This window comes from Cryobacterium sp. SO1 (assembly GCF_004210215.2).
Classification (GTDB): Bacteria; Actinomycetota; Actinomycetes; order Actinomycetales; family Microbacteriaceae; genus Cryobacterium.
Window position 1 is genome coordinate 3,677,463 of the sequence record NZ_CP067394.1, and the last position, 22,553, is coordinate 3,700,015.

At 69.4% G+C, this 22,553-nt stretch carries 20 protein-coding genes; 9 read left to right on the top strand and 11 right to left on the bottom strand.

Going from position 1 to position 22,553, the window contains the following annotated elements:
- The first annotated feature begins 71 nt into the window (after positions 1 to 71).
- The gene (locus BJQ95_RS17510) at positions 72 to 713 is read left to right on the top strand and encodes a lysoplasmalogenase (RefSeq protein ID WP_256041447.1); all 642 of its coding nucleotides are present in this window, start codon (positions 72 to 74) and stop codon (positions 711 to 713) included.
- On the opposite strand, the gene BJQ95_RS17515 is transcribed toward BJQ95_RS17510, so the two are convergent.
- From BJQ95_RS17515 to BJQ95_RS17525, 3 genes are read right to left on the bottom strand one after another with little or no spacing between them, the layout of a single operon-like run.
- Positions 714 to 3,410, bottom strand: a complete 2,697-nt coding sequence (locus BJQ95_RS17515; RefSeq protein WP_130178313.1) for a multicopper oxidase domain-containing protein — start codon at positions 3,408 to 3,410, stop codon at positions 714 to 716.
- On the bottom strand, positions 3,407 to 4,675 hold the full coding sequence (locus tag BJQ95_RS17520; RefSeq protein WP_205750164.1) for a hypothetical protein: 1,269 nt from the start codon (positions 4,673 to 4,675) through the stop codon (positions 3,407 to 3,409). The genes BJQ95_RS17515 and BJQ95_RS17520 overlap by 4 nt, the downstream gene beginning before the upstream one ends.
- A 39-nt stretch (positions 4,676 to 4,714) precedes the next feature.
- A complete protein-coding gene (locus BJQ95_RS17525) occupies positions 4,715 to 5,050 on the bottom strand; it encodes a DUF2249 domain-containing protein (RefSeq protein ID WP_240694819.1) in 336 nt (111 codons plus the stop codon).
- Between the two features lie 175 nt (positions 5,051 to 5,225).
- Here BJQ95_RS17525 and BJQ95_RS17530 point away from each other — a divergent pair, with 175 nt between their 5' ends.
- Positions 5,226 to 5,504, top strand: a complete 279-nt coding sequence (locus tag BJQ95_RS17530; protein WP_240694821.1) for a Rieske 2Fe-2S domain-containing protein — start codon at positions 5,226 to 5,228, stop codon at positions 5,502 to 5,504.
- A 54-nt stretch (positions 5,505 to 5,558) separates the two neighbouring features.
- Here the strand turns inward: BJQ95_RS17530 and BJQ95_RS17535 are convergent, their stop codons facing one another.
- Positions 5,559 to 6,311, bottom strand: coding sequence for a metalloregulator ArsR/SmtB family transcription factor (locus BJQ95_RS17535; RefSeq protein ID WP_256041448.1), 753 nt, complete (start codon positions 6,309 to 6,311; stop codon positions 5,559 to 5,561).
- A gap of 44 nt (positions 6,312 to 6,355) precedes the next feature.
- Complete coding sequence (moaA, locus tag BJQ95_RS17540) at positions 6,356 to 7,471, bottom strand: GTP 3',8-cyclase MoaA (protein WP_130177341.1); 1,116 nt, start codon at positions 7,469 to 7,471, stop codon at positions 6,356 to 6,358.
- A 303-nt stretch (positions 7,472 to 7,774) separates the two neighbouring features.
- Between moaA and BJQ95_RS17545 the strand changes: the two genes are divergently transcribed.
- From BJQ95_RS17545 to BJQ95_RS17560, 4 genes are all read left to right on the top strand, one after another.
- Positions 7,775 to 9,502 (top strand): HNH endonuclease signature motif containing protein, encoded by a 1,728-nt coding sequence (locus tag BJQ95_RS17545; RefSeq protein WP_256041449.1) that lies wholly within the window; start codon positions 7,775 to 7,777, stop codon positions 9,500 to 9,502.
- A gap of 146 nt (positions 9,503 to 9,648) precedes the next feature.
- Entirely contained in the window at positions 9,649 to 10,710 is a 1,062-nt protein-coding gene (locus BJQ95_RS17550; RefSeq protein WP_370688347.1) for a formylglycine-generating enzyme family protein, read from the top strand.
- A 133-nt stretch (positions 10,711 to 10,843) separates the two neighbouring features.
- Complete coding sequence (locus BJQ95_RS17555) at positions 10,844 to 13,198, top strand: arylsulfatase (RefSeq protein WP_130176177.1); 2,355 nt, start codon at positions 10,844 to 10,846, stop codon at positions 13,196 to 13,198.
- Positions 13,199 to 13,414: 216 nt separating this feature from the next.
- Positions 13,415 to 14,047 carry a PTS sugar transporter subunit IIA gene (locus tag BJQ95_RS17560; protein ID WP_130176178.1) on the top strand — a complete coding sequence of 211 codons (633 nt, stop codon included), beginning with the start codon at positions 13,415 to 13,417 and terminating at the stop codon, positions 14,045 to 14,047.
- 120 nt (positions 14,048 to 14,167) lie between these two features.
- On the opposite strand, the gene BJQ95_RS17565 is transcribed toward BJQ95_RS17560, so the two are convergent.
- The 4 genes from BJQ95_RS17565 to BJQ95_RS17580 form a co-directional block, all read right to left on the bottom strand.
- Positions 14,168 to 15,034, bottom strand: a complete 867-nt coding sequence (locus tag BJQ95_RS17565) for a hypothetical protein (protein WP_130176179.1) — start codon at positions 15,032 to 15,034, stop codon at positions 14,168 to 14,170.
- Between the two features lie 153 nt (positions 15,035 to 15,187).
- On the bottom strand, positions 15,188 to 15,847 hold the full coding sequence (cofC, locus tag BJQ95_RS17570; RefSeq protein ID WP_240694574.1) for a 2-phospho-L-lactate guanylyltransferase: 660 nt from the start codon (positions 15,845 to 15,847) through the stop codon (positions 15,188 to 15,190).
- A gap of 11 nt (positions 15,848 to 15,858) precedes the next feature.
- Positions 15,859 to 16,965 (bottom strand): coenzyme F420-0:L-glutamate ligase, encoded by a 1,107-nt coding sequence (gene cofE, locus BJQ95_RS17575; protein WP_130176181.1) that lies wholly within the window; start codon positions 16,963 to 16,965, stop codon positions 15,859 to 15,861.
- 2 nt (positions 16,966 to 16,967) lie between these two features.
- Positions 16,968 to 17,969: a TIGR03557 family F420-dependent LLM class oxidoreductase gene (locus BJQ95_RS17580; protein ID WP_130176182.1), complete on the bottom strand. Its 1,002-nt coding sequence runs from the start codon at positions 17,967 to 17,969 to the stop codon at positions 16,968 to 16,970.
- A 146-nt stretch (positions 17,970 to 18,115) separates the two neighbouring features.
- Here BJQ95_RS17580 and BJQ95_RS17585 point away from each other — a divergent pair, with 146 nt between their 5' ends.
- Positions 18,116 to 18,952, top strand: a complete 837-nt coding sequence (locus tag BJQ95_RS17585; protein WP_130176183.1) for an exodeoxyribonuclease III — start codon at positions 18,116 to 18,118, stop codon at positions 18,950 to 18,952.
- Positions 18,953 to 19,054: 102 nt separating this feature from the next.
- A complete protein-coding gene (locus BJQ95_RS17590; RefSeq protein WP_130176184.1) occupies positions 19,055 to 19,672 on the top strand; it encodes an antibiotic biosynthesis monooxygenase in 618 nt (205 codons plus the stop codon).
- 43 nt (positions 19,673 to 19,715) lie between these two features.
- On the opposite strand, the gene BJQ95_RS17595 is transcribed toward BJQ95_RS17590, so the two are convergent.
- On the bottom strand, positions 19,716 to 20,636 hold the full coding sequence (locus BJQ95_RS17595; RefSeq protein ID WP_130176185.1) for an AEC family transporter: 921 nt from the start codon (positions 20,634 to 20,636) through the stop codon (positions 19,716 to 19,718).
- Positions 20,637 to 20,720: 84 nt separating this feature from the next.
- On the opposite strand from BJQ95_RS17595, the gene BJQ95_RS17600 reads away from it, so the two are divergent.
- Positions 20,721 to 21,536: an alpha/beta fold hydrolase gene (locus tag BJQ95_RS17600; RefSeq protein WP_130176186.1), complete on the top strand. Its 816-nt coding sequence runs from the start codon at positions 20,721 to 20,723 to the stop codon at positions 21,534 to 21,536.
- 9 nt (positions 21,537 to 21,545) lie between these two features.
- Here BJQ95_RS17600 and BJQ95_RS17605 read toward each other — a convergent pair whose 3' ends face one another.
- Positions 21,546 to 22,517 carry a DUF5692 family protein gene (locus BJQ95_RS17605; RefSeq protein WP_130176187.1) on the bottom strand — a complete coding sequence of 324 codons (972 nt, stop codon included), beginning with the start codon at positions 22,515 to 22,517 and terminating at the stop codon, positions 21,546 to 21,548.
- Between the last annotated feature and the right edge of the window lie 36 nt (positions 22,518 to 22,553).

The following is a 22,553-nucleotide window of genomic DNA, read 5'->3' on the forward strand; positions in this document are numbered from 1 at the left end:
AGCAGCGCAGTGCAGGTCAAGAGCACAGTGCAGGTCAGCAGCGCAGTGCAGATCAGCAGGCAGCAACCGTCGTGCTGCTCCCGATCATCGTGGTGGGCCTGGTCCACCTGGCCGCCACCTTGTTGTCGCTGCCCGGCGTCGTGGAGTGGACGAAGGCGTTGCTCCTGCCCGCGTTGGTGATCGGACTGATCTGGGGCGCACCCGAACGTCGCTCGCCCACCGTCGTGCTCGGCGTTCTCGCCCTGTTGCTGTCTTGGGTGGGCGACGTCACGCTCCGGTGGTTCGTTGTCGGGCTGGTCTTCTTCCTGCTCGCGCACATCGCCTACCTAGTGCTCTTCATCACCCGACTCGCCGAGCGACGGGTGCAATGGTGGGCCAGCGCCTACGTGGTCTGGCTCGTCCTGCTGCTCACGATTCTGGGCACCAGTACCGGCGCTCTGCTGATCCCGGTCATTGCGTACGGTGTCGTGCTCTCTCTGATGGCAGCCTTCGCCTCACGGTGCAACCGCTGGGTCGCCTGGGGCGGGGCGCTCTTTGTCGCCTCCGACTCCGTCCTGGCCATCAATAAGTTCCTGCCCGAGGCGGGGATCCCCCTGGCGGACCTTGTGATCATGGTCACCTACATCGCGGCCCAGACACTCATCGTGTGGGGGTTGCTGGTGCACGAGCGGGCCCGGGTGGTTGCGGCGTCTCCGGCCGCTCGGGCCGGGTGATCAGGGCAGCACCTCGAGGATGCCGCGGGCGCCCTTCTCGGCATCCGACATGACGTGACTCACGAAGGGGTAGTGCCCCGCCTGGCTGAAGGTGAGCTCCACGAAACCGCCCTGCGCGGCGGCGAGGTCGAGCACCTGGGAACCACCGGTGCCGGTGCTGCCGCCGTCCTTGAGCGAGTAGTCGCCCTCTGTGTAGACGGTGTGGAACTGGCCGCCGACGACGTGGAAGGCGCTGCCGACGTTCGGGCCGGCAGCCAGCACCCAGACGCGCACGGTCTCGCCGACCCTGGCCGTGAGCGGCCGGGCCGCGTACTGGTTGGCGTAGCCGTTGAAGACGACGAGGTCGGGGGTCTGCGCCGCCACCTTGACGGCGTCGACCTCGCCGCCCTGGGCGCCGAGGTAGAGCTCGGACTGCACGACGAGGTACTCGCGGTCCACCGCGGCCAGGCCCGGCGGGTCGATGATGACGGCGCCGAACATGCCGTTGGCGATGTGCACCGACATGGGCATGGTGGAGCAGTGGTAGAGCCAGATGCCCGACCGGGTGGCGGTGAACGTGTAGACCAGGCTCTCACCGGGTTGGATGGTGCGCATCACGGCGTCGGGGGCGACATCGCCGGCGTGGAAGTCGATGGAGTGCCCGACCGTGCCCTTGTTCACCAGGGTGATCTCGAACACGTCGCCCACCGTGCCGCGCAGGGTGGGACCGGGCGCGGAGCCGTTGAAGGTCCACAGCATCTGGGTCACCCCGGGGGCCACCTCGGTCTCCACATTGCGCACGATCAGGGTGCGCCGGTGCACGGTGGCGGCCGTGGCTGGCGGCAGAGTGGCGTCCCGCGCCGCAAAGTCGGCGTCGGGTTCGGCCAACGGGTCGAGGTCGTCGGCGGCGGATGCGGCGGTTGCGTCGGAGGCCCCGGTAGCGGCCTGTTCGTGGCTGGTGTGGCTGCCCTCGGCGGCCATCCCGTCCACCCCGTCCATCGCCGTGTCGCCGATGCCTGCGGCTGCGGCTGCGGCTGCGCCCACCGACGCCTCGGCGCCCACGGCCGCGATGCTGATCTCCATGCCCAGCAGCCGATGGCCGGCGATCGAGCACCAGCCGTCCACGCTCGCGCCGATCACGCCCACCCGCACGGTCTCGGATGCGCCCGGGTCGAGGGAACCCGACACCAGGCCGGATTCCAGCACCAGGTTGTGCGTCATCTCATCGCTGTTGGTGAGCGTGATCACGAGCTCGTCACCGACCGGCACCTCGATGCGGTCGGGCACGAAGCGGGTGTCGACCATATCGACGGCCACCGTGGTGGTGTGCCCGGTCGCCCCGGCGGCGGCGGAGCCGGCGGCTTGGGTCGACATCGCCCCGAGGCCCACCGAGGCCGGGTCGACCACGATGCCCACGGTCACCGTGAGCAGCAGCACGCTCGCGGCCGCGAGCATCCGCCCGGTCATGCGTGGCCGCTCGCCCTGCGGGGGTCGTTCGCCCGGCGCCACGCGCACGAGCGGCAGGGAGCGTACCCGACGGTTGACGCGGAGGGCCCGGGCGAAGAGCACCAGGAAGCCGGCCAGGGTGGCCACGACCAGCATCGACAACACCACCGTGAGGGTGCTCGAGACGGGGAGCAGCGACAGGGCCAGTCCGCCGTTGACGACCACAACCCTGAACAGGCCGCCGCGGTCGAGTTCGGCGGCGGTGGCCTTGAGGGCGGCCGGGCCGCCGCCGAGCACCACGGGCACCAGGTGGCTGAGCGCGCCGAGCAGGATCTGCGCGGCGAATCCGATCGCGAAGTACGGCACCAGGGTCTGGACGCCGGCTGCGGCGGCCGTCCAGCTCGGGGCGAGCGCCACCTGCAGGCCGAACCCGAGGGTGCAGAGCGCGAACCAGACCTGCGCCGCGCCGAGGCTCCAGGCGGCGAAGGTCACGGCGGGCGCCCCGCGCAGGTGCCCGACACCCTCCACGAGCACCCGGCCCAGGGCTACCAGGTAGACCAGAACGCCAAGCGCCACCACAAGGCGCAGATCGGCCAGGCAGCCGAGCGCGACGAGGCCGAGGCCGCCCGCCAGCACCGCCAGGGTGCTGCCGGCCGCCATGGTGGCGCCCTCGATGCGGGTGTGCAGAACGGTGGGCCAGAGCAGCGCGATGGTGCCGATCACGGCCAGGCCTACCCAGCCGAGCAGGTTGAGGGCCAGGTGGCCGATGAAGAGGCGTTCGTAGTCCTCGCCGCCGCCGTCGAGCCTGGCCATCAGGATGCCCAGGGTCACGCCGGCGGCGAGCATCACGGCGCTGGCCACGTAGTAGCGCACCAGCGGGGCGAATCGGCCCGACATCGCACCCCGGGTCTGCGTGATGATCACCGCGGCGTGGGCCAGGGCGTTCAACCCCACCAGGATGCCGCTGACCAGCACGAGCGGGAACCAGCCGATGACCATGCCCGTCATGACGGCGACAGCGCCGACGGTGTGTGCGCTCAGCCGCAGGCCAAGGGAGAGTCGGTGGCCGAGGGCCTTCCGGCGCAGCAGGGTGTCGGCGAAGTGCTGGCTCCAGATCAGGATGGCCGTGCTCACCGCGCCGAGCAGCAGCAGGTGCACCAGGAGCCACCCCGACGACGGCAGCTGGCGGTGCAGCACCGTGAGGATCACCGCGGCGGCCAGCCAGGCGGGCACCAGGCTGCCCGACACGATGTGCCAGAGCTTGTCTTTCATGAGAGCGGCCCCCGCAGCAGAGATGTGGGCCGCACGGCTGATGGCGGCACGCTGTCCGGCGGGGAGGCAGCGGGCTCGGCGGGCAAGCCCGGCGCCGCAACCTTCCGCGGCAGCACCCGGCTCGGCAGCGCGCTGCTGCCGCGCAGCACCGACACGACCGCCACACCCACGAACAGCAGCACCGCGACGATGTTGAACATCCCGCCCCACTGCACCAGCACCGGCCAGCCGTAGGCGTCACCGAGCAGCACCCGGGCCAGCAGCGAGATGTGCAGCAGCGCCGCCGGCAGGTACATGACCGGCCGGTAGGGAAGCGGCCGGCGCAGCACGGCGGGCAGGATGGTGGGCGCGTGCGCCATGATCATCGACATCACGAAGCCGAGGAACACGGCGTGCATCATCGCGTCGTAGCCGGGGCCGGAGTAGACCGGGCCCTGCAGCAGCCAGATGCCGCCGACCACGACGAGCCAGCCGTAGCCGGCCAACAGGCAGCAGGCCATATAGCGGGGCAGCCCGGTGGAGCGCACCATGCGGGTGGCGATGTCGTGCCGGAACAGCCAGGCCACCAGGGCCAGCATCCCCGCACCGAGCAGCGGGTAGCCGGCGACCGGCCAGACCAGGGCCACGACCGAGCCGAAGCTGAGGGCCAGGCTGATGCCCAGCATCCACGCCTCGGCCCGACGGTTGACGGTGGGCGAGATGCGGGACAGCTCGAGGCGCTCGCCGGCGATGGTGAGCACCAGGTACAGGATGAGCAGCGGCGCGAGCTGCGGGATGCCGATGCCGCGCAGCCAGAAGATGGTGGCCATCAGACCGGTGAGGGCGCCGAGCACCTGCACCGCGGTGGAGACCGAGCCCTGCTTCCGCCAGATCTCGGCGTAGACGGCCAGCAGCATGGTGCTGCCGGCGACCAGGGCCACCTGGCCCACGATCACCGGCAGCGGTGAGATGAGCGCGAGACCGCCGGCGCCGAGGAGGCCTGGGGCGAGGTAGGCCCAGCCGCGGCGCACGGCCACGGCCCGCTCGAGCACGACCACGGTGCCGACGAAACCGAACACCATCAGCGGGCCGTGCACCGCGCTGAGCCGGGTGCTGTCGACGGGGGCCGCCAGGCCAAGAAGCAGCAGGGCGCCGTCGAGGCCGGCGAGCAGGGCGATACCGCCGCAGAGCAGGAAGACCAGCCGCCCGGTCACTCTGGGCCGCGCCGCCGGGCCGGTGCCGCGCGCGGCGCTGCCGGTGCGGCGAAGAGGGCTCAGGGTGGTCATCGGCGGCTGCTGTCAGGTCAAGGTCAGGCTGGCGCCGGGTCAGTTGGCGCGGGTGAGGCGGATGGTCCAGGTTTCGGGTCCGTTCTCGAGGTAGGAGACGAGGAACTCGCCGGGGCGGCTGCTCTCGAGCTGGCCGAGCAGCGGCAGCGGGTTGTGCGAGGCGATCAGGTCGAGGGCGAAGCCGGGCTTGATGGCGCCGAGGGCGCCGAAGATCGTGGCGTGACGGATGGCGTGCGGGATGCTGCGGGAGTCCAGGACGATCTTCTCTTCGTCTTCGTGACCGCAGGCGCAGGTGTGCGCTTCGGCGGGTGCCGCATGCTCGGCCGGGGCGGCGCCGGGGCGGCTGGATGACAGGACGATCGGTTCGCTACTCACAAGATTTCTCCTTCGCCGGGTCGAATGACCCTGGTGAGTTACTTTAGAGGATGCATATCCTTTTAATCGGGACGTTCGTCCCACGAGCTGATCCAGCATCGGCAGGAATGAGGAACAGGTGGCAACCAGGGTGTGCGCGGAATCGGAGCTCGAGCTCGGCGAAGCGATCAAGGTGATGGTCGACGGCGTGGCCGTGGCCCTGGTGAAGGACAGCGCCGGCAACTGCTTCGCGCTGGGCGACATGTGCTCGCACGCCGACATCTCGCTCTCGGACGGCTTCGTCGAGGGCGACGACCTGGAGTGCTGGGCGCACGGCGGCCGGTTCGAGCTGGCCACCGGGCGGGCCCGCACTCTGCCGGCCTCCGAACCCGTCCCCGTCTACCCCCTCACCATCATCGACGGCGACGTCTACGTAGACGTCAGCACGCAAGTGGACGTCTCGACGTACGCCTAGTGTCGCGAACTGTGAGAAAAGCACCCAATCTGGCCCGATTAAGGTGCTCTTCTCTCAGTTCGCGAGGGGGGCGGGCAGGTGCACGAGGCAGAGGTGCAGCTGCACGAAGGGCTCGAGTCGGATGCCCTCGCCGTCGTGACCGAGCGAGCGCGCGAGGCCCTTCATGAGGCCCAGGTGCACCGAGCAGACCACGTCGGGATTGGCCCGGGCCTCGGCCCGGAATGGGCAAGCGGTGAGGGCGATCGCGGCCTCGTCGGAGCGCAGTTCGGGCTCGAAGCCGATCTCGGTGAGCACCCGCAGCAGCGGGGGCACCAGGGCGACGGCGACGGTAGGCGCTCCACTAGCCAGGCCTTCGGCGGGGGCTTCGGCGGGGGCTTCGGCGGGGGCGTTGCTGATCGGGGCGGGCGGCGCCACCGCGTCGGCGGCGGCCGCGTACTGCGCCGACCAGCGTTCGCCGGCGCGCTCCGAGCGGGCTCGGCCGCCGTCGGGGTCCTCGCCGATCACCGCGGCGAGGGCCTGAGTGAGCTGTTGCTGGGCCGTTTCGGCGGGCAGCGGCGCCGCTACCGCGCGGAAAAGCACCTGTGGCCGACCGCGTTGCCCGGCCCGGGCGACCTGGCGCTCGATGAGCCCGGCCGCTTCGAGGTGCTCGAGGTGGAAGCGTGCCGTGGTGACGTGCAGGCCGAGCGCTTCTGCCACGGCGCCCACTCCCAACGGCACGGCGGACTCGGCGAGCAGGGCCAGCGCGCGGCGGCGGGGTTCACTGGCCAGGGCGGCGTGCCTGGCATCGGTCTGCGTGGTCGGAACCATGATTTTAGAGTAGCAGCGTGCGGTTAAACCACCGCGGGCGGCGGTCATCCGCCGATGTAGGACATCTCGATCTTCTTGCGACCCGACGACCGCACCGCGCCGGTCTGGGCGCTGCGCAGCTGGGAGGCACGGTCGGTGCGCTGCCGCCAGATGGCGCCCATCGCGGCGGAGAGTTGCTCGTCGGTGCTGCCGTCGCGGAGCAGCGCGCGCAGGTCGTGGCCCTCGCTGGCGAACAGGCAGGTGAACAGCTTGCCGTCGGTGGAGACCCGGGCGCGCGAGCAGGTGTGGCAGAACGACTGGGTGACGCTGGAGATCAGCCCGATCTCGCCCTCGCCGTCGAGGTAGCGCCAGCGCCGGCTGGTCTCGCCGGTGTAGTTGGGGGCCACTTCTTCCAGCGGCAGTTCGGCGTGGATGCGATCGCGCACCTCGCTGGAGGGCAGCACGGCGGCCATGTCCCAGCCGTTGCTCGTGCCCACGTCCATGAACTCGATGAACCGCAGGATGTAGGGGGTGCCCTTGAAGTAGCGGGCCATGTTGACGATGTCGTGGTCGTTCTGGCCGCGCTTGACCACCATGTTGATCTTGATCGGGCCGAGGCCCACGGCGTGGGCTGCGTCGAGGCCGGCCAGGATGCGGGCGACCGGGAAGTTGACGTCGTTCATGGCCCGGAAGGTGGTGTCGTCGAGGGAGTCCAGAGAGACCGTCACGCGCTTGAGACCGGCGTCCTTGAGCGCCTGCGCCTTCATCGCCAGGGCCGAACCGTTGGTGGTCAGCGCGATGTCGACCGGCTTGCCGGCCGGGGTACGCAGGGCGGCGAGCATAGCGATGAGCTCTTCGAGGCCTTTCCGCAGCAGCGGTTCGCCGCCGGTGAGCCGGATCTTCTCCACCCCGTGCGCTACCGAGATGCGCGCCAGCCGGGTCATCTCCTCGAAGGAGAGCATGTCGCCCCGCGGCATGAACGCGAAGTCCTTACCGAAGACCTCCTTGGGCATGCAGTACACGCAGCGGAAGTTGCACCGGTCGGTGACCGACAGGCGCAGGTCGTGCAGCGGGCGGTTGAGGGTGTCGACGAGCGGGGCATCCGTGTGCACGGCAGGAGCGACGGGCACCTCATCGGCCTGACGCCTGACGAAGGGCACGGGAAGCGGTGCACCGGACATCTATTGACCCTAACCCCGAATCCTCGTGATTTCCCGCGCCCCAACCGCGGTATCGGCTCGACCTCTCCTCGGCGGGATTCCTGCAGTTCCCGACAGGTCACCGGGTCAGAGCCCGGAATGCAGCGGGAGGCTTTCTCGGCGGAGGGAAGTTGCAGGAGTCATGCACACGCCGTCGCGTCGAGGGCGGTGTCACAACAGGGCGGGAGCGTTCGCCAGACGAGCACTGGGATCCGGGGCCAAAAAACTTATCCACAAGGTGAGTTTTGCTCACACAAGGATACGATATCGGGCTAGATTCGGGGCATGGCAATCCAGTCGAGCATCGCAGACACGTTCACCGTCGGGAACCTTCTCGACGGTGCTTTTCGTCCCGACGCGGGCGCTGCAGAAAGGTTAGCTGAGAGGTCTGCTGCCGGGGTTGCTGGTCGTGCTGCTGTCGGTGGTGACGGCCTCGTGGCCGCGGCGACGAGTGTGGCCCGGTTGGGCTCCACGAGTGCCGAGTACGACGCCCTCTCGGATGCCGACGCGCTGGCCGGGCAGCAGACCCTCGCCCGGGCCCAGCGGGAGCTCGATACCCGCAAGGCGTGGATGGCGAAGACCCTCGCGCAGCGATCGCGGTGGGAGTTGGGCCAGGCGGGCCTCGCGAAGAAGCAGGGGTTCCTGTCGCCCGAGGCGTTGATCCAGGAGCTGACCGGCGCGAGCAAGGTCGAGTCGCGCAAACTCGTCGGCGTGGGCCAAATGCTCGCCGAGGCCGAAGCCGCCGACCTGCAAGCCGCCCAAGCCGAGGCGGAAGCCGCCCGCCGGCTCGTCGACGAGGCACTTACCGGTCCGCTCGATCCAGCCGTGGACGCGCTCCAACCGGCCGATCCCCTGCTGCCGGTGCCGTGGCACGCGCCGATCTCCCGCGCGGTGAACGCCGGCACCCTCTCCATCGATGCCGCCCACGCTATCCGCACCGGTTTGGGCGACGTCGACACCGTCGTCACGGGCCCGGTCCTCGCCGGCGCGCTGGACCGGTTGCTCACCGACGCCGAGACGATGAACGTGGACCAGCTCCTCAAACGCGCCCGGCAAACCCGGGATTCCTTGGATGAAGCCGGTATCCGGGTGCGGGAACACAAGGCCTGGGACGACCGCTACCTGCGCATCTGGACCCTGAACACCGGGCAGGTGCGCATCGACGGGCTCTTTCCGCCTGAGCAGGGCGAGTTCATCAAATCCACCTTCGACAGCCTCACCAGCCCCCGCCGCGGCGGCGTTCGCTTCGTCGACACCGAACGCGCCGCCTGGGCCAAACGAGTCAAGGACGACCCCCGCACCACCACCCAGATCACCTGCGACGGCTTCATCGACCTGCTCACCGCCGGCACCACCGTCAACCCCAACGAGATGCTCGGCGGCCGCCGCCCCACCGTGCAGATCCTCACCACCCGCAGCCCGGCCGGCCGCCCCGCAGCTGAACCGGCCCCGACCGACCCGCCCCCAGCCAACGATGCGGCTACACCCACCGGGCATTGCCCGCCAAACGGTGCGTTCCCGCCGGGGTTCCTCCGCGACGCCGACGACATCCTGATCTGCGAACCCGGACAACCCGGCCACGGCTACCTCGAAGGCAACACCGCACCCATCTCCCGGGAGACGATCGAACGGCTCATCTGCGACTCGGCCACCATCGAGATCACCGTCGACGACCTCAACCGGCCCCTCGACGTCGGCCACGAACAACGCCTGTTCAACCGGGCCCAACGCCGAGCCCTCGCCGCCCGCGACGGCGGCTGCCGCTGGCCCGGCTGCGACCGGCCACCCGCCTTCACCGAAGCCCACCACATCCAACACTGGAAACGCGACCACGGCCGAACCGACATCGACCAGGGCATCCTGCTCTGCCACTCCCACCACATGCTGCTGCACAATCGGGGCTGGCAGATCTTCGAAAACACCGGCCGGTACTGGCTCAGACCACCCGCCACCATCGACCCCGGCCAACGCCTGATCGAGATGCCCAGCCGCACCCGACCACGGCTCGGCTAACCCCATCCGCTGATCGAGCGGGTCTACTTCGGTACGCTCAGCACGACGTCGACAAGCTCGACCAACGAGGGGCATCCAGAGGCCCCTGACGAGTGCTCGGCCGAGGAGGGGTCGTCACCCGTTGCCCCACGCGGTACAGTCTGCGCGTGACGACAGACGAACACAGTTGCTGCACTCCCCCGCACGAGGTGATGACCGGCGCCCTACGGCCCGAACCCGCACCGGGCCCGGCGGAGCGCCCGGTGGAGCGCCCGGCGCAGGGCCGCCGCCGCGCAAACACGCCGGCGTCCTTGACCGGTTCGTCCCTTGAGTCCGGTGAGAACGATGGCGGCACCCCGACCACCGGCCCTGCCGGCCGGCACGGCATCGAGCAGGCGACGGTGCCCCGACAGCTGTTCCGGATGGGCGACGCCGACGGCGCGGGCAATCCCGGCGACGGCGAGACGCCCGTGCACGAGGTGTGGCTGGATGCCTTCTCGATCGATGCGACAACTGTCACCAATGCCGCGTTCGCCCGGTTCGTGGCGGAGACCGGCTACCACACCGAGTCTGAGCTGTTCGGCTATTCCGCGGTGTTCCACCTGGCGCTCGAGGCTGACGTCGACGACGTTGTCGGGCAGCCACCGCAGACGCCGTGGTGGTTGGGGGTGCGCGGCGCCGACTGGGCACATCCGGCCGGCCCGCGGTCGTCACTGACCGGACTGGCCGAGCATCCCGTGGTGCAGGTGAGCTGGAACGATGCGCTGGCCTACTGCGCCTGGGCGGGCCGGCGGCTGCCCACCGAGGCTGAGTGGGAGTGCGCCGCCCGGGGCGGCCTGGCGGGCGCCCGGTATCCATGGGGCGACGAGTGGCAGGCGGGGAAGCGCTGCAACATCTGGCAGGGCCGGTTTCCCGCGGTGAACACCCTGGCCGACGGCTGGCTCAGTACGGCCCCGGTGCGGGAGTTCCAGCCGAACGGATACGGGCTCTGGCAGAGCGTCGGCAACGTCTGGGAGTGGTGCGCCGACTGGTGGGCCGAGGGCTACTACGCCGCCTCGCCCGCCCGGAACCCGGCCGGACCCGCGACCGGGGAGCAACGCTCGATGCGGGGCGGCTCGTACCTCTGTCACGACTCGTACTGCAACCGGTACCGCAATTCGGCCAGGGCCTCCAACACCCCCGACTCCGCCGCGGGCAACGTGGGCTTCCGCACCGTCGCGCTGGCCTGAGCATCCGCCGCCCGCGCCTTGAAGAGGGGCGGGAGCGGATATACAGTCAGTCGCGTCGGCATCCGCCGGCGTGTGGGCCCTTCGTGGGGCGGCTCCCTCAATCATGAACATCCGCTGTGAAACGGAGAACCCCATGCCCGCACCGTTCACAGGCACCGTCAACGTCGACATCCGCGATTCGGAGCCGGACTGGGCGCCTTTCGAACCGCCCAAGGCCCCCGCCGGCTCGCCCAATGTGGTCTGTATCGTGCTCGACGACGTGGGCTTCTCGGCCATGTCGAGCTACGGCGGTCCGATCCAGACCCCCAATATCGACCGGGTGGCGGATGCCGGGGTGCGCTACACCCAGTGGCACACGACGGCGCTGTGCTCGCCGACCCGCTCGTGTCTGCTCACCGGGCGTAACCACACCCGCAACAGCATGGCCTGCATCACCGAGGCCGCGATCGGATTCCCCAACGCGAGCGGAACCATCCCGCCGGAGAACGGGATGCTGTCGGAAATTCTCGGTGAACTGGGCTGGAACACCTACATGGTCGGCAAGTGGCACCTCTGCCCCGACGACGAGATGAACGTGGCATCCACCCGGCGCAACTGGCCGACAGGCCGCGGCTTCGAACGCTGGTACGGCTTCCTCGGCGCCGAGACCAACCAGTGGTATCCCGAGCTGGTCTACGACAACCACCCGGTCGACCAGCCCGCTCTCCCAGAGGACGGCTATCACTTCTCGGTGGACATCACCGACAAGGCCATCGAGTTCATCAAGGATTCCAAGGTCATCGCGCCGGAGAAACCGTTCTTCCTGTACTACGCGCCCGGCGCCGCGCATGCCCCGCATCACGCCCCGAAGGAGTGGGCCGACAAGTACGCGGGCCGGTTCGACATGGGCTACGAGGCGATGCGGGAGGAGACCCTGGCCAGGCAGAAACAGATGGGCATCGTGCCGGCCGACACCGAGCTGCCGCCGCTGAACCCGCTGGGCACCCCGGAGACCCGTTCAGGTCCCGACGGCCAGCCGTTCCCGCTGATGGACCTGACCCGGCCCTGGGCATCGCTCTCGGCGGACGAGCAGCACCTGTTCAGTCGCATGGCCGAGGTCTACGCGGGGTTCCTCTCGCACGCCGATCACCAGATCGGTCGGCTGTTGGACTACCTCGACGAGCTCGGCGAGCGCGAGAACACCCTGGTCGTGGTGGTCTCCGACAACGGCGCCAGCGGCGAGGGCGGCCCCAACGGGTCGGTCAACGAGATGAAGTTCGTCAACGGCGTGCCGGACGAGATGGCCGACAACCTCAAGATGCTCGACGAACTCGGTGGTCCGTCCACCTACAACCACTACCCGAACGGCTGGGCGATGGCGTTCAACACCCCGTTCAAGATGTGGAAGCGTTACGAGTTCAACGGCGGCACCTGCGACCCCTGCATCATGTCGTGGCCGGCCGGCATGAACGCCCGCGGCGAGTTGCGTGAGCAGTACCATCACGCGGTGGACATCGCCCCGACCATCCTCGACGTGCTGGGCGTGCAACCGCCCGAGCGCATCAAGGGGCACGTGCAGAGCCGATTCGACGGGGTAAGCATGCGGTACGGCTTCGCGGATGCCGACGCGCCGACCACCCGCCGCACCCAGTTCTACTCGATGCTGGGCTCCCGGGCGATCTGGCACGACGGCTGGAAAGCCATCACCACGCACCCCACGCTGAGCGGCTGGAGCCACTTCAACGACGACGAGTGGGAGCTGTACCACACCGATGTGGACCGGGGCGAGTTGCACAACCTGGCGGCCGAGCATCCGGAGAAGGTGCGGGAACTGGTGAACCTGTGGTTCGCCGAGGCCGGCGCGAATCAGGCGTTCCCGCTGGACGACAGGTCGGCGTTCGAGATCGTCGTCACCCCCCGGCCGGTGCTGTCGCCCCCGCGCAACCGGTATGTCTACTACCCGGACACCTCCGAGGTGCCCGAGTCTCAAGCGGTGAACCTGCGGAACCGGTCGTTCGTGATCGGGGCGCTGGTCGACCTCCCCGCGCCGGGCGCCCTGGGGGTGCTGTTCGCGCAGGGCTCCCGGTTCGGCGGGCACGCGCTCTACCTGCAGAACAACCGGCTGCACTACGTGAACAACTTCGTCGGGCTGTTCGAGCAGAAGATCGACGCCGACACCGACCTGCCGGCCGGCGAGAACCTGATCCTCTCAGCCTCGTTCGACAAAGACGGCGAGGATCCGCAGCACGTCTCCACCGGCATCCTGAGCCTCTACCACGGCGAGACGAAGGTGGGTGAGGGCCGCATCAAGACCCAGCCGGGCAAGTTCTCGATCGCCGGCGAGGGGCTCAGCATCGGCCGGGACAGCGGCGAGGCCGTCACCGAGTACACCGGCACCGCGCCGTGGAGCTTCACGGGCGGCACGATCCATCGGGTGGCCGTGGACGTGAGCGGCGAACCGTATGTGGACCTGGAGCGGGAGGCCCAGGCGATGCTGATGCGCGAGTGACCGTGGGGCCGACAGTGCCGGGCGCGGGAGTAGCCGTGTGCGGCCAGAAACGCGGCGGGCTAAGCCGGGCGTGAGCACGGACAGGGTCCAAGGCCCCTCGGCACCGTCGTGGGCGGAGGGTACGCTGGGCAGCCTGCACTGTCCGTCCCCACGGTGCGCGCGAGACCCTATTCGGCAGGCCCCGGCCTCCGGCGCCGTCCTGGAAGGACCCCAGCCATGCCCGCCACTCCTGCCGCAGACAGCTCGCCGACACCGTCGCAGCGGGCCAAGCGCTGGGTAAGCCGGATGTTCCCCGGTCGGACGCCTGCCCCTTCCCCCACGCTGCCGCCCACGCGGGTCGCACCACCGTCGCTGCCGAGCTCGCCGGCGCCCAAGACCGTGCTCGACTACATCGACGAACGCACGATCGCACTGGACGTCGACGACACCGACCGGAACGCCGTCATCCGTCGACTGGCCACCCTGATGGCGGCCACCGGCATCGTTCTTGATGTGGATGCCGTGGTGGAAGCGGCCTTGGAGCGCGAGGCGATCAGCACCACGGGCATCGGCGAGGGCATAGCGATCCCCCACGCGGCGACCGCCAGTTGCACCGCGCCCTTGCTCGGGTTTGCCCGCAGCCGCGCCGGGGTGGACTGGAAGTCCCTCGACGGCGCTCCGGCCACGCTGATCTTCATGATCGCCGTGCCGGAGACGGGGGTGGGCACCGAGCACCTCAAGGTGCTGGCCTATCTCTCCCGCAGCCTGATGACGCCGTCCTTCCGCGCAGAGATCGAGATGGCCGCCACCCCGGCCGACGTGCTTGCGGCGCTGGCCGCATCGGTGGGGCCGGCGGGGCCCGCGCAGTAGACGTTGACACCGGACCGGCAGGTCGGCAGAGGCGCGGTGCCCAGCTCCACGTTCCACCCCCGCCCGACGGACCGATGGCGGCCTCGGCCACATGGGTCGGTCACGTGAGCGGCTGCCCCGCTACAGCGGGCTGTGGGTTGCCGGCGCCGCCACATCCGCCTGACGCGTGCGGGTGGTTCGCAGCACGACGCCCATCACGGCGACCGCGAGCATTGCCGCGACGAACACGGTGTTGCCCCAGCCCGAGGTGGCGAGAACCGTGCCTCCGCTGCTGGCTGCCGCCCAGCTGCAGCTGCGGCCGAGCGGCCACCAGGAGAAGCTGCCGGTGACGACTCCGGACCGCTCGGACACCTGGGCGAGAGAAGAGAACGGGCCCTCCACGGCGCAGGCGTAATCGAGGCCGCCGTGCATCGCCACGAGGAACGCCCCGGCGGTGGTGAGCACGGCCACGCCGAGCCCGGCCACGATGAGGACAGTGCCGAATCGTGAGCGTTCGGAGGTGGAGAAGGGCTGCGTCCCGAGGCCCACGGGGAGGAGCAGTGTGCGGCCAAGGAGCGCGGCGATCAGGCCGATCCAGAGCGGGCCGCCGGCCACGGTGAATCCGAGGATCGCGGCTGCGAGGACCGCGACCCCGCCAACGGCACCCGGTTGACCGGGAATCCACTCGGCCACGAGGAGTAGTGACAGCGTCCCGGCGATCAGGCCGGCGTATCCGGCGAGCGCGCTGCGCACCCCGAGACCCCAGCGACCGAACGGTGGCGAGAGCACTAGGAGCAGCGCTAGCGTGGCGGTGCCTACGAGAACGGCGACCGCAGCATGGCCGGGATTGGCACCGGTGACCGCCTCCAAGGCCTCCCCCAGCGTCGCGCCCCTGCTGAGGGCGAGCATCAGGACGGCCGCCGCCGCCGTCGCGACCGCCGTGAGCATGAGCGCCACGGCGAACCGTGCAGCGATGAACGGGCTGATCAGGCGTTCGCTGTTCCCCATGACTGCACGCTAGCGCAACGGCGATTGCCTCAGCTCCGGCCGCCCCGGACCGGCCCGGAGCCATCGCCGATGCTGTCGCTGCGCTGCGGGGCGCCGCACGGCGAGCAGGGTGAGGGGTGCGGGTGGTTGCGCTGCGCCGTACGACGGACCGGGCTACTGCTGCGAGCGGGCGATGAGAGCGCTGGTGTGCGCACCGACGCCGCGGCGCAGCACCTCGGCGAGATTGTCGACGGTGTCGACGTCCCGGCGGATCGACGCTGTGGCGGGCAGATCGAGCGGCACATGTCCGGCCGCTTCGTGGGCGGCGCGGGAGCCACGGCCGAACCTGGGCACCATGGCGATCCCGGCTTGGGCGAGCAGGGTGGTCGTGCCAGTGCCCTCCTCGTCGGCGATCATCGCCAGGTCGTGGGCGGATGCGGCCGTGAGGGCGGTCTCAATGTCGGGCACCGTCAGGGCGGGCAGGTCCCCGGTGAGCACGGCCACGTTGCAGAGCGGATACTCCTGCTGCGCTACGCGAATGCCCCTGGCAATGGCCGCGTTCAGCGGGTCGCGCGATGAAGCATCCGGCGCGGTGACTTCGGGCACTGAGGTGTGGGGCGGCTCCGGCACTATTCGCGCGCCCAGGGCGGCGAGTGGCGCAGCTGCGGCAGGATCGGCCGTCACCACAAGCACCTGCTGCACCTTCTCCGCGGCCAGCAGCGCGGCCACCGTGTCGAGCGCAAAGGCCTCGGCGAGCGCGCCGCGCGCCGGAAATGTCTCCGGCAGGTCACCCAGGCGGCTCTTGGCTCCCGCGCTGCCCTTGACGGGCACCACGCACACCCAGCTCACAGGGATGCGGATCCGGAGTGAGTTGCCACTTCGGGCCCGTTCGCGCCTGCGGAAGGGGCTCCACCTGGCACGTCACGCACGGGCGTCTCGCGAGTTGCCGCGACGTGCCCCTTGGGCAGCTCTGAAGGGGGAGTCTGCCGCAACTCGTCGGACGGAATCTCGCGAGTTGCCGCATCCTGCCCCTTGGGGAACGTTGACGGGGCGCTTTCACGCGACTCCGCGGCAGCTTCAGCTGCCGTCGCAGCGGATGCGGGTGCGGATGCGGATACGGGTGCAGGTGCGGATGCGGGTGCCCCGCCGCCGCCGGCGGCCGCAGCCAGACCGGCCGCATACCCCTCCGCATAGGCCTCCGCGCTGCCGATCCGAAACATGTCACTCGCGCTGTCGCGCAGCAACCGGCGCGCACCCCGGTCCCCGGCGTCGACCGCGGCGACCAAGTGGCCGAGACCGCGAATCACGGCCACCGGGTTGCCGCTGGTCTTGCCCTTGATCAGGTCCGCGGCGCCGGCGATCTCGTCCGCGACCGCGGCGACGGTGACGTCGAGGCGCCGTCCGAGCGCATCCGTCGTGCCGCGCAGGTCGTCGAGCACGGCCACACCCGCGGCACCGATGGCAATGTCGGTCTGGCCGTCGCGCCACGGGCGGCCCACGGTGTCGGTGATCAGCACGCCGAGCGCCAGCCCGGTGGCGGCTCGCAGGGCGGCGCAGAGGGCGCGGGCGGACTCATCCGGATCGACCGGCAGGAGCAGCACGGTGCCCTCGGCCACGTTGCTGGCGTCGACGCCGGCCGCGGCCATCACCAGGCCCTGCCGGTTCTCCACGATGCGGGTGACCCCGCCCGAATGCGCGCGGGTCGCGACGACCCGCACGGTCTCGTCGGTGATCGCCTGCTCCCGGTCGCTGGCGGCCACCTGCCTACCCTCGGCCTTGGACACGATCTTGCTGGTCACGGCGAGAATGTCGCCGCCGGCCAGGCGGGACGCCGCCGGTCCGGCGACGGCCAGGATGATCGCCGCGAGGTCGTCGCCAGCCCGGATCTCGCCGATCCCGGGCAGCACGAACACCTCCAGCCGGGGGCGTGCTCCGTCCGCCGTGAACGGCATCGCTACCGGGCGAGCTTCGGCAGCACGTCGCGGCCGAAGACGTCGATCCACTGGCGCTGGTTGCGGCCCACGTTGTGCAGGTAGATCTTGTCGAAGCCGAGGTCGACGAACTTCTGGATGTAGGCGCGGTGGTCGTCGGGGTCGGCGGAGATGATCATCCGGCCCTCGAAGTCCTCGGGGCGCACCAGCTTGGCCATCTGCTCGAACTCGAACGGCGAGCGGATGTCGCCCTTGGGGAACTTCATGCCGCCGTTGGGCCACTCGTGCAGCGCATTTTTCATGGCCTCCTCGTCGGTCTCGGCCCAGCTCATGTGCAGCTGCAGCACCTTGGGCATCGTCGACGGGTCTTTGCCGGCCTCGCGGGCACCGTCGTCGAACTTGCCGAACAGCATCGAGATCTTTTCCAGCGGAGCGCCCACGGTGATGAGACCGTCGGCGTGCCGGCCGGCGCGCTTGGCGGTGACCGGGCCGGCGGTGGCGACGAGGATCTCGGGCGCGACCTCCGGCATGGTCCACAGCCGGGTGGACTCGAGCTTGAAGAACTGACCGGAGTGCTTGACGTCCTTGCCCGCGATGGACGCTGTGAAGAGCTTCGAGATGATCTCGATGGCCTCGAACATGCGGTTGATCCGCTCGGGCGCCTCCGGCCAGTAGCCGCCGACGATGTGCTCGTTGAGCGCCTCACCGGAGCCCAGGCCCAGCCAGTGCCGGCCCGGGTACATCGAGGCGAGCGTGGCGGAGGCCTGCGCCACCATGGCCGGGTGCCAACGGAAGGTGGGCGCGGTGACGCCGGGGCCCATATCCCCCTTGGTCCGCTCGCCGATCGCGGCGAGCACGCTCCACACGAACGAGGATTCGCCCTGGGCTGGCACCCACGGTTGGAAGTGGTCGGCCGCCATCACGCCGGAGAACCCGTGTTCCTCCGCATAGACCGACAGGGCCACCGCCTCGGCGGGGGCGAACTGCTCCAACATGGCCGCGTAACCGATCTGCAATTCCGACATGCACCCATCCTGCCACTCACGTGTGTCGGCGAGGTTTCTCGCCGCCGAACCCGCCGGGATGCCCCGTTGCGGACCAGTTGCCCCTGCACAGCGGGGCAACTCGTCCGCAGGTGGGCACCTCGGCGAGAGCAAATAGGCTTAGGCGCATGCTCATCGCCACCTGGAACGTCAACTCCATCCGTGCCCGCGTCGACCGGGTGGTCGACTGGATGGTGCGAGAGGACATCGACGTGCTCGCCATGCAGGAGATCAAGTGCAAGCCCGAGCAGTTCCCGGCGCAGCTGTTCGAGGACGCCGGCTACGAGCTGGCCGTGCACGGCCTCAGCCAGTGGAACGGCGTCGCGTTCGCCAGCCGCCACGAGATGACGGAGGTGGCCACCGCCTTCCCCGAGATGCCCGGTTTCCTCAAGGGCGACGAGGGCCCCGGCCTGCCGCTGGAGGCCCGTGCGCTCGGTGTGACCGTGAACGACATGCGACTGTGGAGCCTCTACGTGCCCAACGGCCGCTCGCTCGACGACCCGCACTACGTCTACAAGCTGGACTGGCTGACCCGGCTGAAGACCCACGCCGCCGACGAGCTGGCCAAGAACCCCCGGCTGGCGATGGCGCTGATGGGCGACTGGAACGTGGCCCCGCTGGACTCCGACGTGGGCGACCCCAGCCTGGTGCCGGGCGTCTCCACGCACATCTCGCCGGCCGAGCGCAGCGCCTTCGAGGCGTTCGAGGCCGCCGGTTTCACCGACGTGGTGCGCCCGATCGTGCCGGAGGGCTTCACCTACTGGGACTACAAAGCGCTCAAGTTCCCGCGCAACGAGGGCCTGCGCATCGACTTCATCCTCGGCTCCCCCGCGTTCGGCGAGCTGGTGACGGATGCGAGCATCCACCGCGACGAGCGCAAGGGTGACGCCCCGAGCGACCACGTGCCCGTTCTCGTGGACGTCCAGTCCGACGACGAGGACGACGACCGCCCGATGATCTTCTAGCCGCGCTGGTTGAGCCATTCGCGCTGGTTGAGCCTGTCGCGCTGGTTGAGCCTGTCGCGCTGGTTGAGCCTGTCGAAACCTGGCGTCACCCATACTTGACGCATGTCTCCTGCCGCATCCGGGAACGACGCGGCGCCACCAGCAGCCGCCGGCGTACCCGTCACCGTGTCCATCCGCCGCAAGGTCGACCCCGCCCGATTCGACGAGGCCACCCACTGGGTGCAGACCGGGATGGACCTCGCCAACGAGTACCCGGGGTTCCTCGGCTCCGGTTGGGTGCGTGCGCACGCCGGCAGCGGCCACTGGCACATGCTCTACAAGTTCCAGGATGCGGCGTCGCTGGAGGCCTGGGAGACCTCGATCGCCCGCACCAGCTGGTTGCTCGAGGGCGAGGGCCTGGTTCTGGAGGCCCACGTGGTCAAGCGCACCGGCATCGAGGGCTGGTTCGACGAGTCGCAGGAGAACGCCGGCCCGTCCTCGCCGATCCAGCCGCCGCGTTGGAAGCAGGCCGTGGCGATCGGGCTGGGCTTCTTCCCGCTGAACGTGCTCTTCACCTACCTGGTCACCGGGGTGGATCCGCACTGGAACGACATCCCCATGGTGCTGCGGATCCTACTGACCACCCTCGTGATGGCGCCCACGATGACCTACCTGGTGATGCCCTTCATCACCCGGCGGCTGCGGCCGTGGCTGCAGAAGGCGCCGAAGGAGAAGTCCTGATCCGGCAGTATCGACACCGGCCGGTCAAGAGACACCGGCAGGTTCAGGCGAGCAGCGCCGCCACGATCACCAGCGCCGGGATCGCACCGATCGTGGTGACCAGCACGGTGTCCCTGGCCACCACCACGCCACGGTCGTAGCGGGACGCGAAGTTGAAAATGTTCTGCGCGGTCGGCAGCGCGCTCACGGTGACCACGGCGAACAGCTCAGCGCCGTCGAGGGCGAAGACGAACCGGCCGAACAGGTACGCGATCACGGGCATCAGCACCACCTTGATCGCCGATGCCGTGAATACCTGCTTGCGGCCGGTGCCGGCCTGCAGCAGCCGCTGGCCGTGCAGGGACATGCCGAACGACATCAGCACCAGCGGGATCGCGGCGCCGCCGATGATGTCCAGCGGCGCGATCACCGCGGCGGGCACCGGGATGCCGAGGGCGGCCACGAGCACGCCGAGCACCGAGGCGATGATCATCGGGTTCCGCAGCGGCTGGGTGAGGATGCCGCGCACCGACACCCGGCCGCGGGTGGAGGCGTCGAGGATGCTCAGGGTGATCGGCGCGAGCACCAGCAGCTGCAGTAGCAACACCGGCGCCACATATTGGGCGCTGCCCAGCACGTAGATGGCCACCGGCAGTCCGATGTTGTTGGCGTTCACGTAGGTGGCGCTGGTGGCGCCGAGTACGGTCTCCGGCAGCGGGTGTCGAAAGAAGAACCTGGCCAGAACGACATACAGCAGCATGCCGACGATCACGCTGCAGAGCACCGTGGCGAGGAACGCGGAGAACAGCACGTGCACATCCGCGTGCGAGAGCACGGTGAACAGCAGCGCCGGGGTGGCTACGAAGAACGCGATGCGGTTGAGCACCCGGCCGGCGCTCTCGCCGGCCACACCGGTGCGCTCGACGACGTACCCCACCAGGATCACAAACCCGATGATCGAGAACCCGACCAGTACACCGCCCACGTTTCGAGCCTACGGGGTCGCCAATGTGCCGCCGGGCCGCAAAAAAGTCCTCCGCCGGCGGCGCGGCCGTCGTACGCTCGACTCATGCCTCACCTCTCCGTGCCGGGCGCGAGCCTGTACTACGAAACCGACGGACACGTCTCCAAGCCGGCGCTGTTGTTGATCCACGCGGGCATCGCGAACCTGCGGATGTGGGATCCGCAGATCGAGGCGTTGGCGGCGGAGCATTTCGTGATTCGTTTCGACACCCGCGGCTTCGGCCAGACCAGCACCGAGGATCTCGAGTTCTCCAACCGGGCGGATGCCCTGGCGGTGCTCGACCACCTCGGCGTGGCCCGCGCGACGTTGATCGGCTGCTCCCGCGGCGGCACCATCGCCATCGACCTCGCCGTGGAACGCCCGGACCGGGTGGCCGGACTGATCGTGATCGGGTCGGGCCCGAGCGGGTTCCCCGACACCGAGCTGACCGAGCTGGAGGATGCCCGGTTCGATGAGATCGACCGGGTCTTCGAGGCCCAGGACTGGCACAAGCTGGCCCGGCTCGAGGCGGCGATCTGGGATTTCGGTCCGCTACGCCGCGAAGAGGACCTGGACCCCGAGTTCGTCGCCACCGCCTACGCGCTCAACCGGGTGAACGTCATTCACGCCGAGGAGAACCCGGTGTCGATCCCGCTCGAACCGCCCGCCTACGACAGGGTGGTCGACATCGACGTGCCCACCCTGGTGACGGTGGGCGAATACGACATGTCGGAGGTGCTCGCGGCCTACGAGTACCTGGTGTCCACGGTGCCCGACGCGAGCGGATGCGTGTTCCGCGACACCGCACACCTGCCGAACGTGGAACGTCCGGCCGATGTGCAGCGGGTGCTGCTCGGCTGGCTGGCCGAGAACAACCTGTAGCGCCCGGAACTAGACGCGGGTGGTGGCCCGGGCCGGTCCCGCGGTGCCGGGCGCGGCATCCAGGGGCCGGTTGTCGGCGAGCACCTTCTGGTAGGCGGGCAGCTCCACGAACAGCTCGTCCTTCAGCGGGTTGCGATTGGTGCGCACGATGACCCGCACCTGGTAGACGACCACGGTGATGTTGGCGGCCAGCGAGATCGCGCTGACGATGAACAGCGCGGTGGGGTTGTGTGAGGACTGGACCGCGAACATCGAACTGGTCACGAACGTGGGCACGGCCATCGTGAACATCATCCAGAACGCCAGGGTCTGCGCCCGGTGCTGCAGCCAGGCGCCGCGCTTGATGAAAAAGGCGGGGATGGTGCAGGAGATCAGCAGGGCTGCTCCGGCGTAGAACGAGTGGTCGCCGACGGCGTTGTAGACGTAGGCGAAGTTCCACAGGTCGTACGCGATGATCCAGAACCAGAGCATGTCCGGCCAGATCATGTCCTTCTGCTTGCCGCGGCTGATGATGATGCCCGCCCAGCCGCAGATGGTGAGCAGGTTGAGGAGACCGGCGATGCCGTTCATGATGTTCCACGGGCCGCCGACCATGAAGACGCCGTCGACCATGCCCTGCATGCCGTAGACCTGGAAGTCGCGGATGACCGCCTCGAAGATGTTCAGCGCGAGGATCGCCGCCGGGAACATCAGCCAGTACTTGTTCTTCTGCAGTCTCGGGATGAACCGGATGGCCATGAAGCCCAGGCAGCCGGCGAGCGCGGAGTAGACCTTGACCCAGTGGAACCAGGTGCCGGTGCTGGAGTCGGCCCCGGCGGTGTGCGGCCAGACGAAGATGGTGAGCACCACCGGCAACCCGATGAACAGTACGAGCGCGGCCCACTTGCTGGCGCGGGCTATCTCGTTGGCAAGCATGAGGCCCGCCACCACCGCGACCCACATCAGTGTGGAGTACCAGGGGATTGACTCGTACAGGAACATCTTCGTTTCTCCTTATTCGGTTGTCGCTATGGGTGG

Coding starts and splice junctions, on each gene's coding strand:
- BJQ95_RS17515 (WP_130178313.1), bottom strand. CDS start 3,410: ATGAAAGACAAGCTCTGGCACATCGTGTCGGGCAGCCTGGTGCCCGCC.
- moaA (WP_130177341.1), bottom strand. CDS start 7,471: ATGTCCGGTGCACCGCTTCCCGTGCCCTTCGTCAGGCGTCAGGCCGAT.
- BJQ95_RS17590 (WP_130176184.1), top strand. CDS start 19,055: ATGTCTCCTGCCGCATCCGGGAACGACGCGGCGCCACCAGCAGCCGCC.
- cofE (WP_130176181.1), bottom strand. CDS start 16,965: ATGCCGTTCACGGCGGACGGAGCACGCCCCCGGCTGGAGGTGTTCGTG.
- BJQ95_RS17555 (WP_130176177.1), top strand. CDS start 10,844: ATGCCCGCACCGTTCACAGGCACCGTCAACGTCGACATCCGCGATTCG.
- BJQ95_RS17530 (WP_240694821.1), top strand. CDS start 5,226: ATGGTCGACGGCGTGGCCGTGGCCCTGGTGAAGGACAGCGCCGGCAAC.
- BJQ95_RS17520 (WP_205750164.1), bottom strand. CDS start 4,675: ATGACCACCCTGAGCCCTCTTCGCCGCACCGGCAGCGCCGCGCGCGGC.
- BJQ95_RS17560 (WP_130176178.1), top strand. CDS start 13,415: ATGCCCGCCACTCCTGCCGCAGACAGCTCGCCGACACCGTCGCAGCGG.
- BJQ95_RS17605 (WP_130176187.1), bottom strand. CDS start 22,517: ATGTTCCTGTACGAGTCAATCCCCTGGTACTCCACACTGATGTGGGTC.
- BJQ95_RS17580 (WP_130176182.1), bottom strand. CDS start 17,969: ATGTCGGAATTGCAGATCGGTTACGCGGCCATGTTGGAGCAGTTCGCC.
- BJQ95_RS17600 (WP_130176186.1), top strand. CDS start 20,721: ATGCCTCACCTCTCCGTGCCGGGCGCGAGCCTGTACTACGAAACCGAC.
- BJQ95_RS17535 (WP_256041448.1), bottom strand. CDS start 6,311: ATGGTTCCGACCACGCAGACCGATGCCAGGCACGCCGCCCTGGCCAGT.
- BJQ95_RS17545 (WP_256041449.1), top strand. CDS start 7,775: ATGGCAATCCAGTCGAGCATCGCAGACACGTTCACCGTCGGGAACCTT.
- BJQ95_RS17565 (WP_130176179.1), bottom strand. CDS start 15,034: ATGGGGAACAGCGAACGCCTGATCAGCCCGTTCATCGCTGCACGGTTC.
- BJQ95_RS17585 (WP_130176183.1), top strand. CDS start 18,116: ATGCTCATCGCCACCTGGAACGTCAACTCCATCCGTGCCCGCGTCGAC.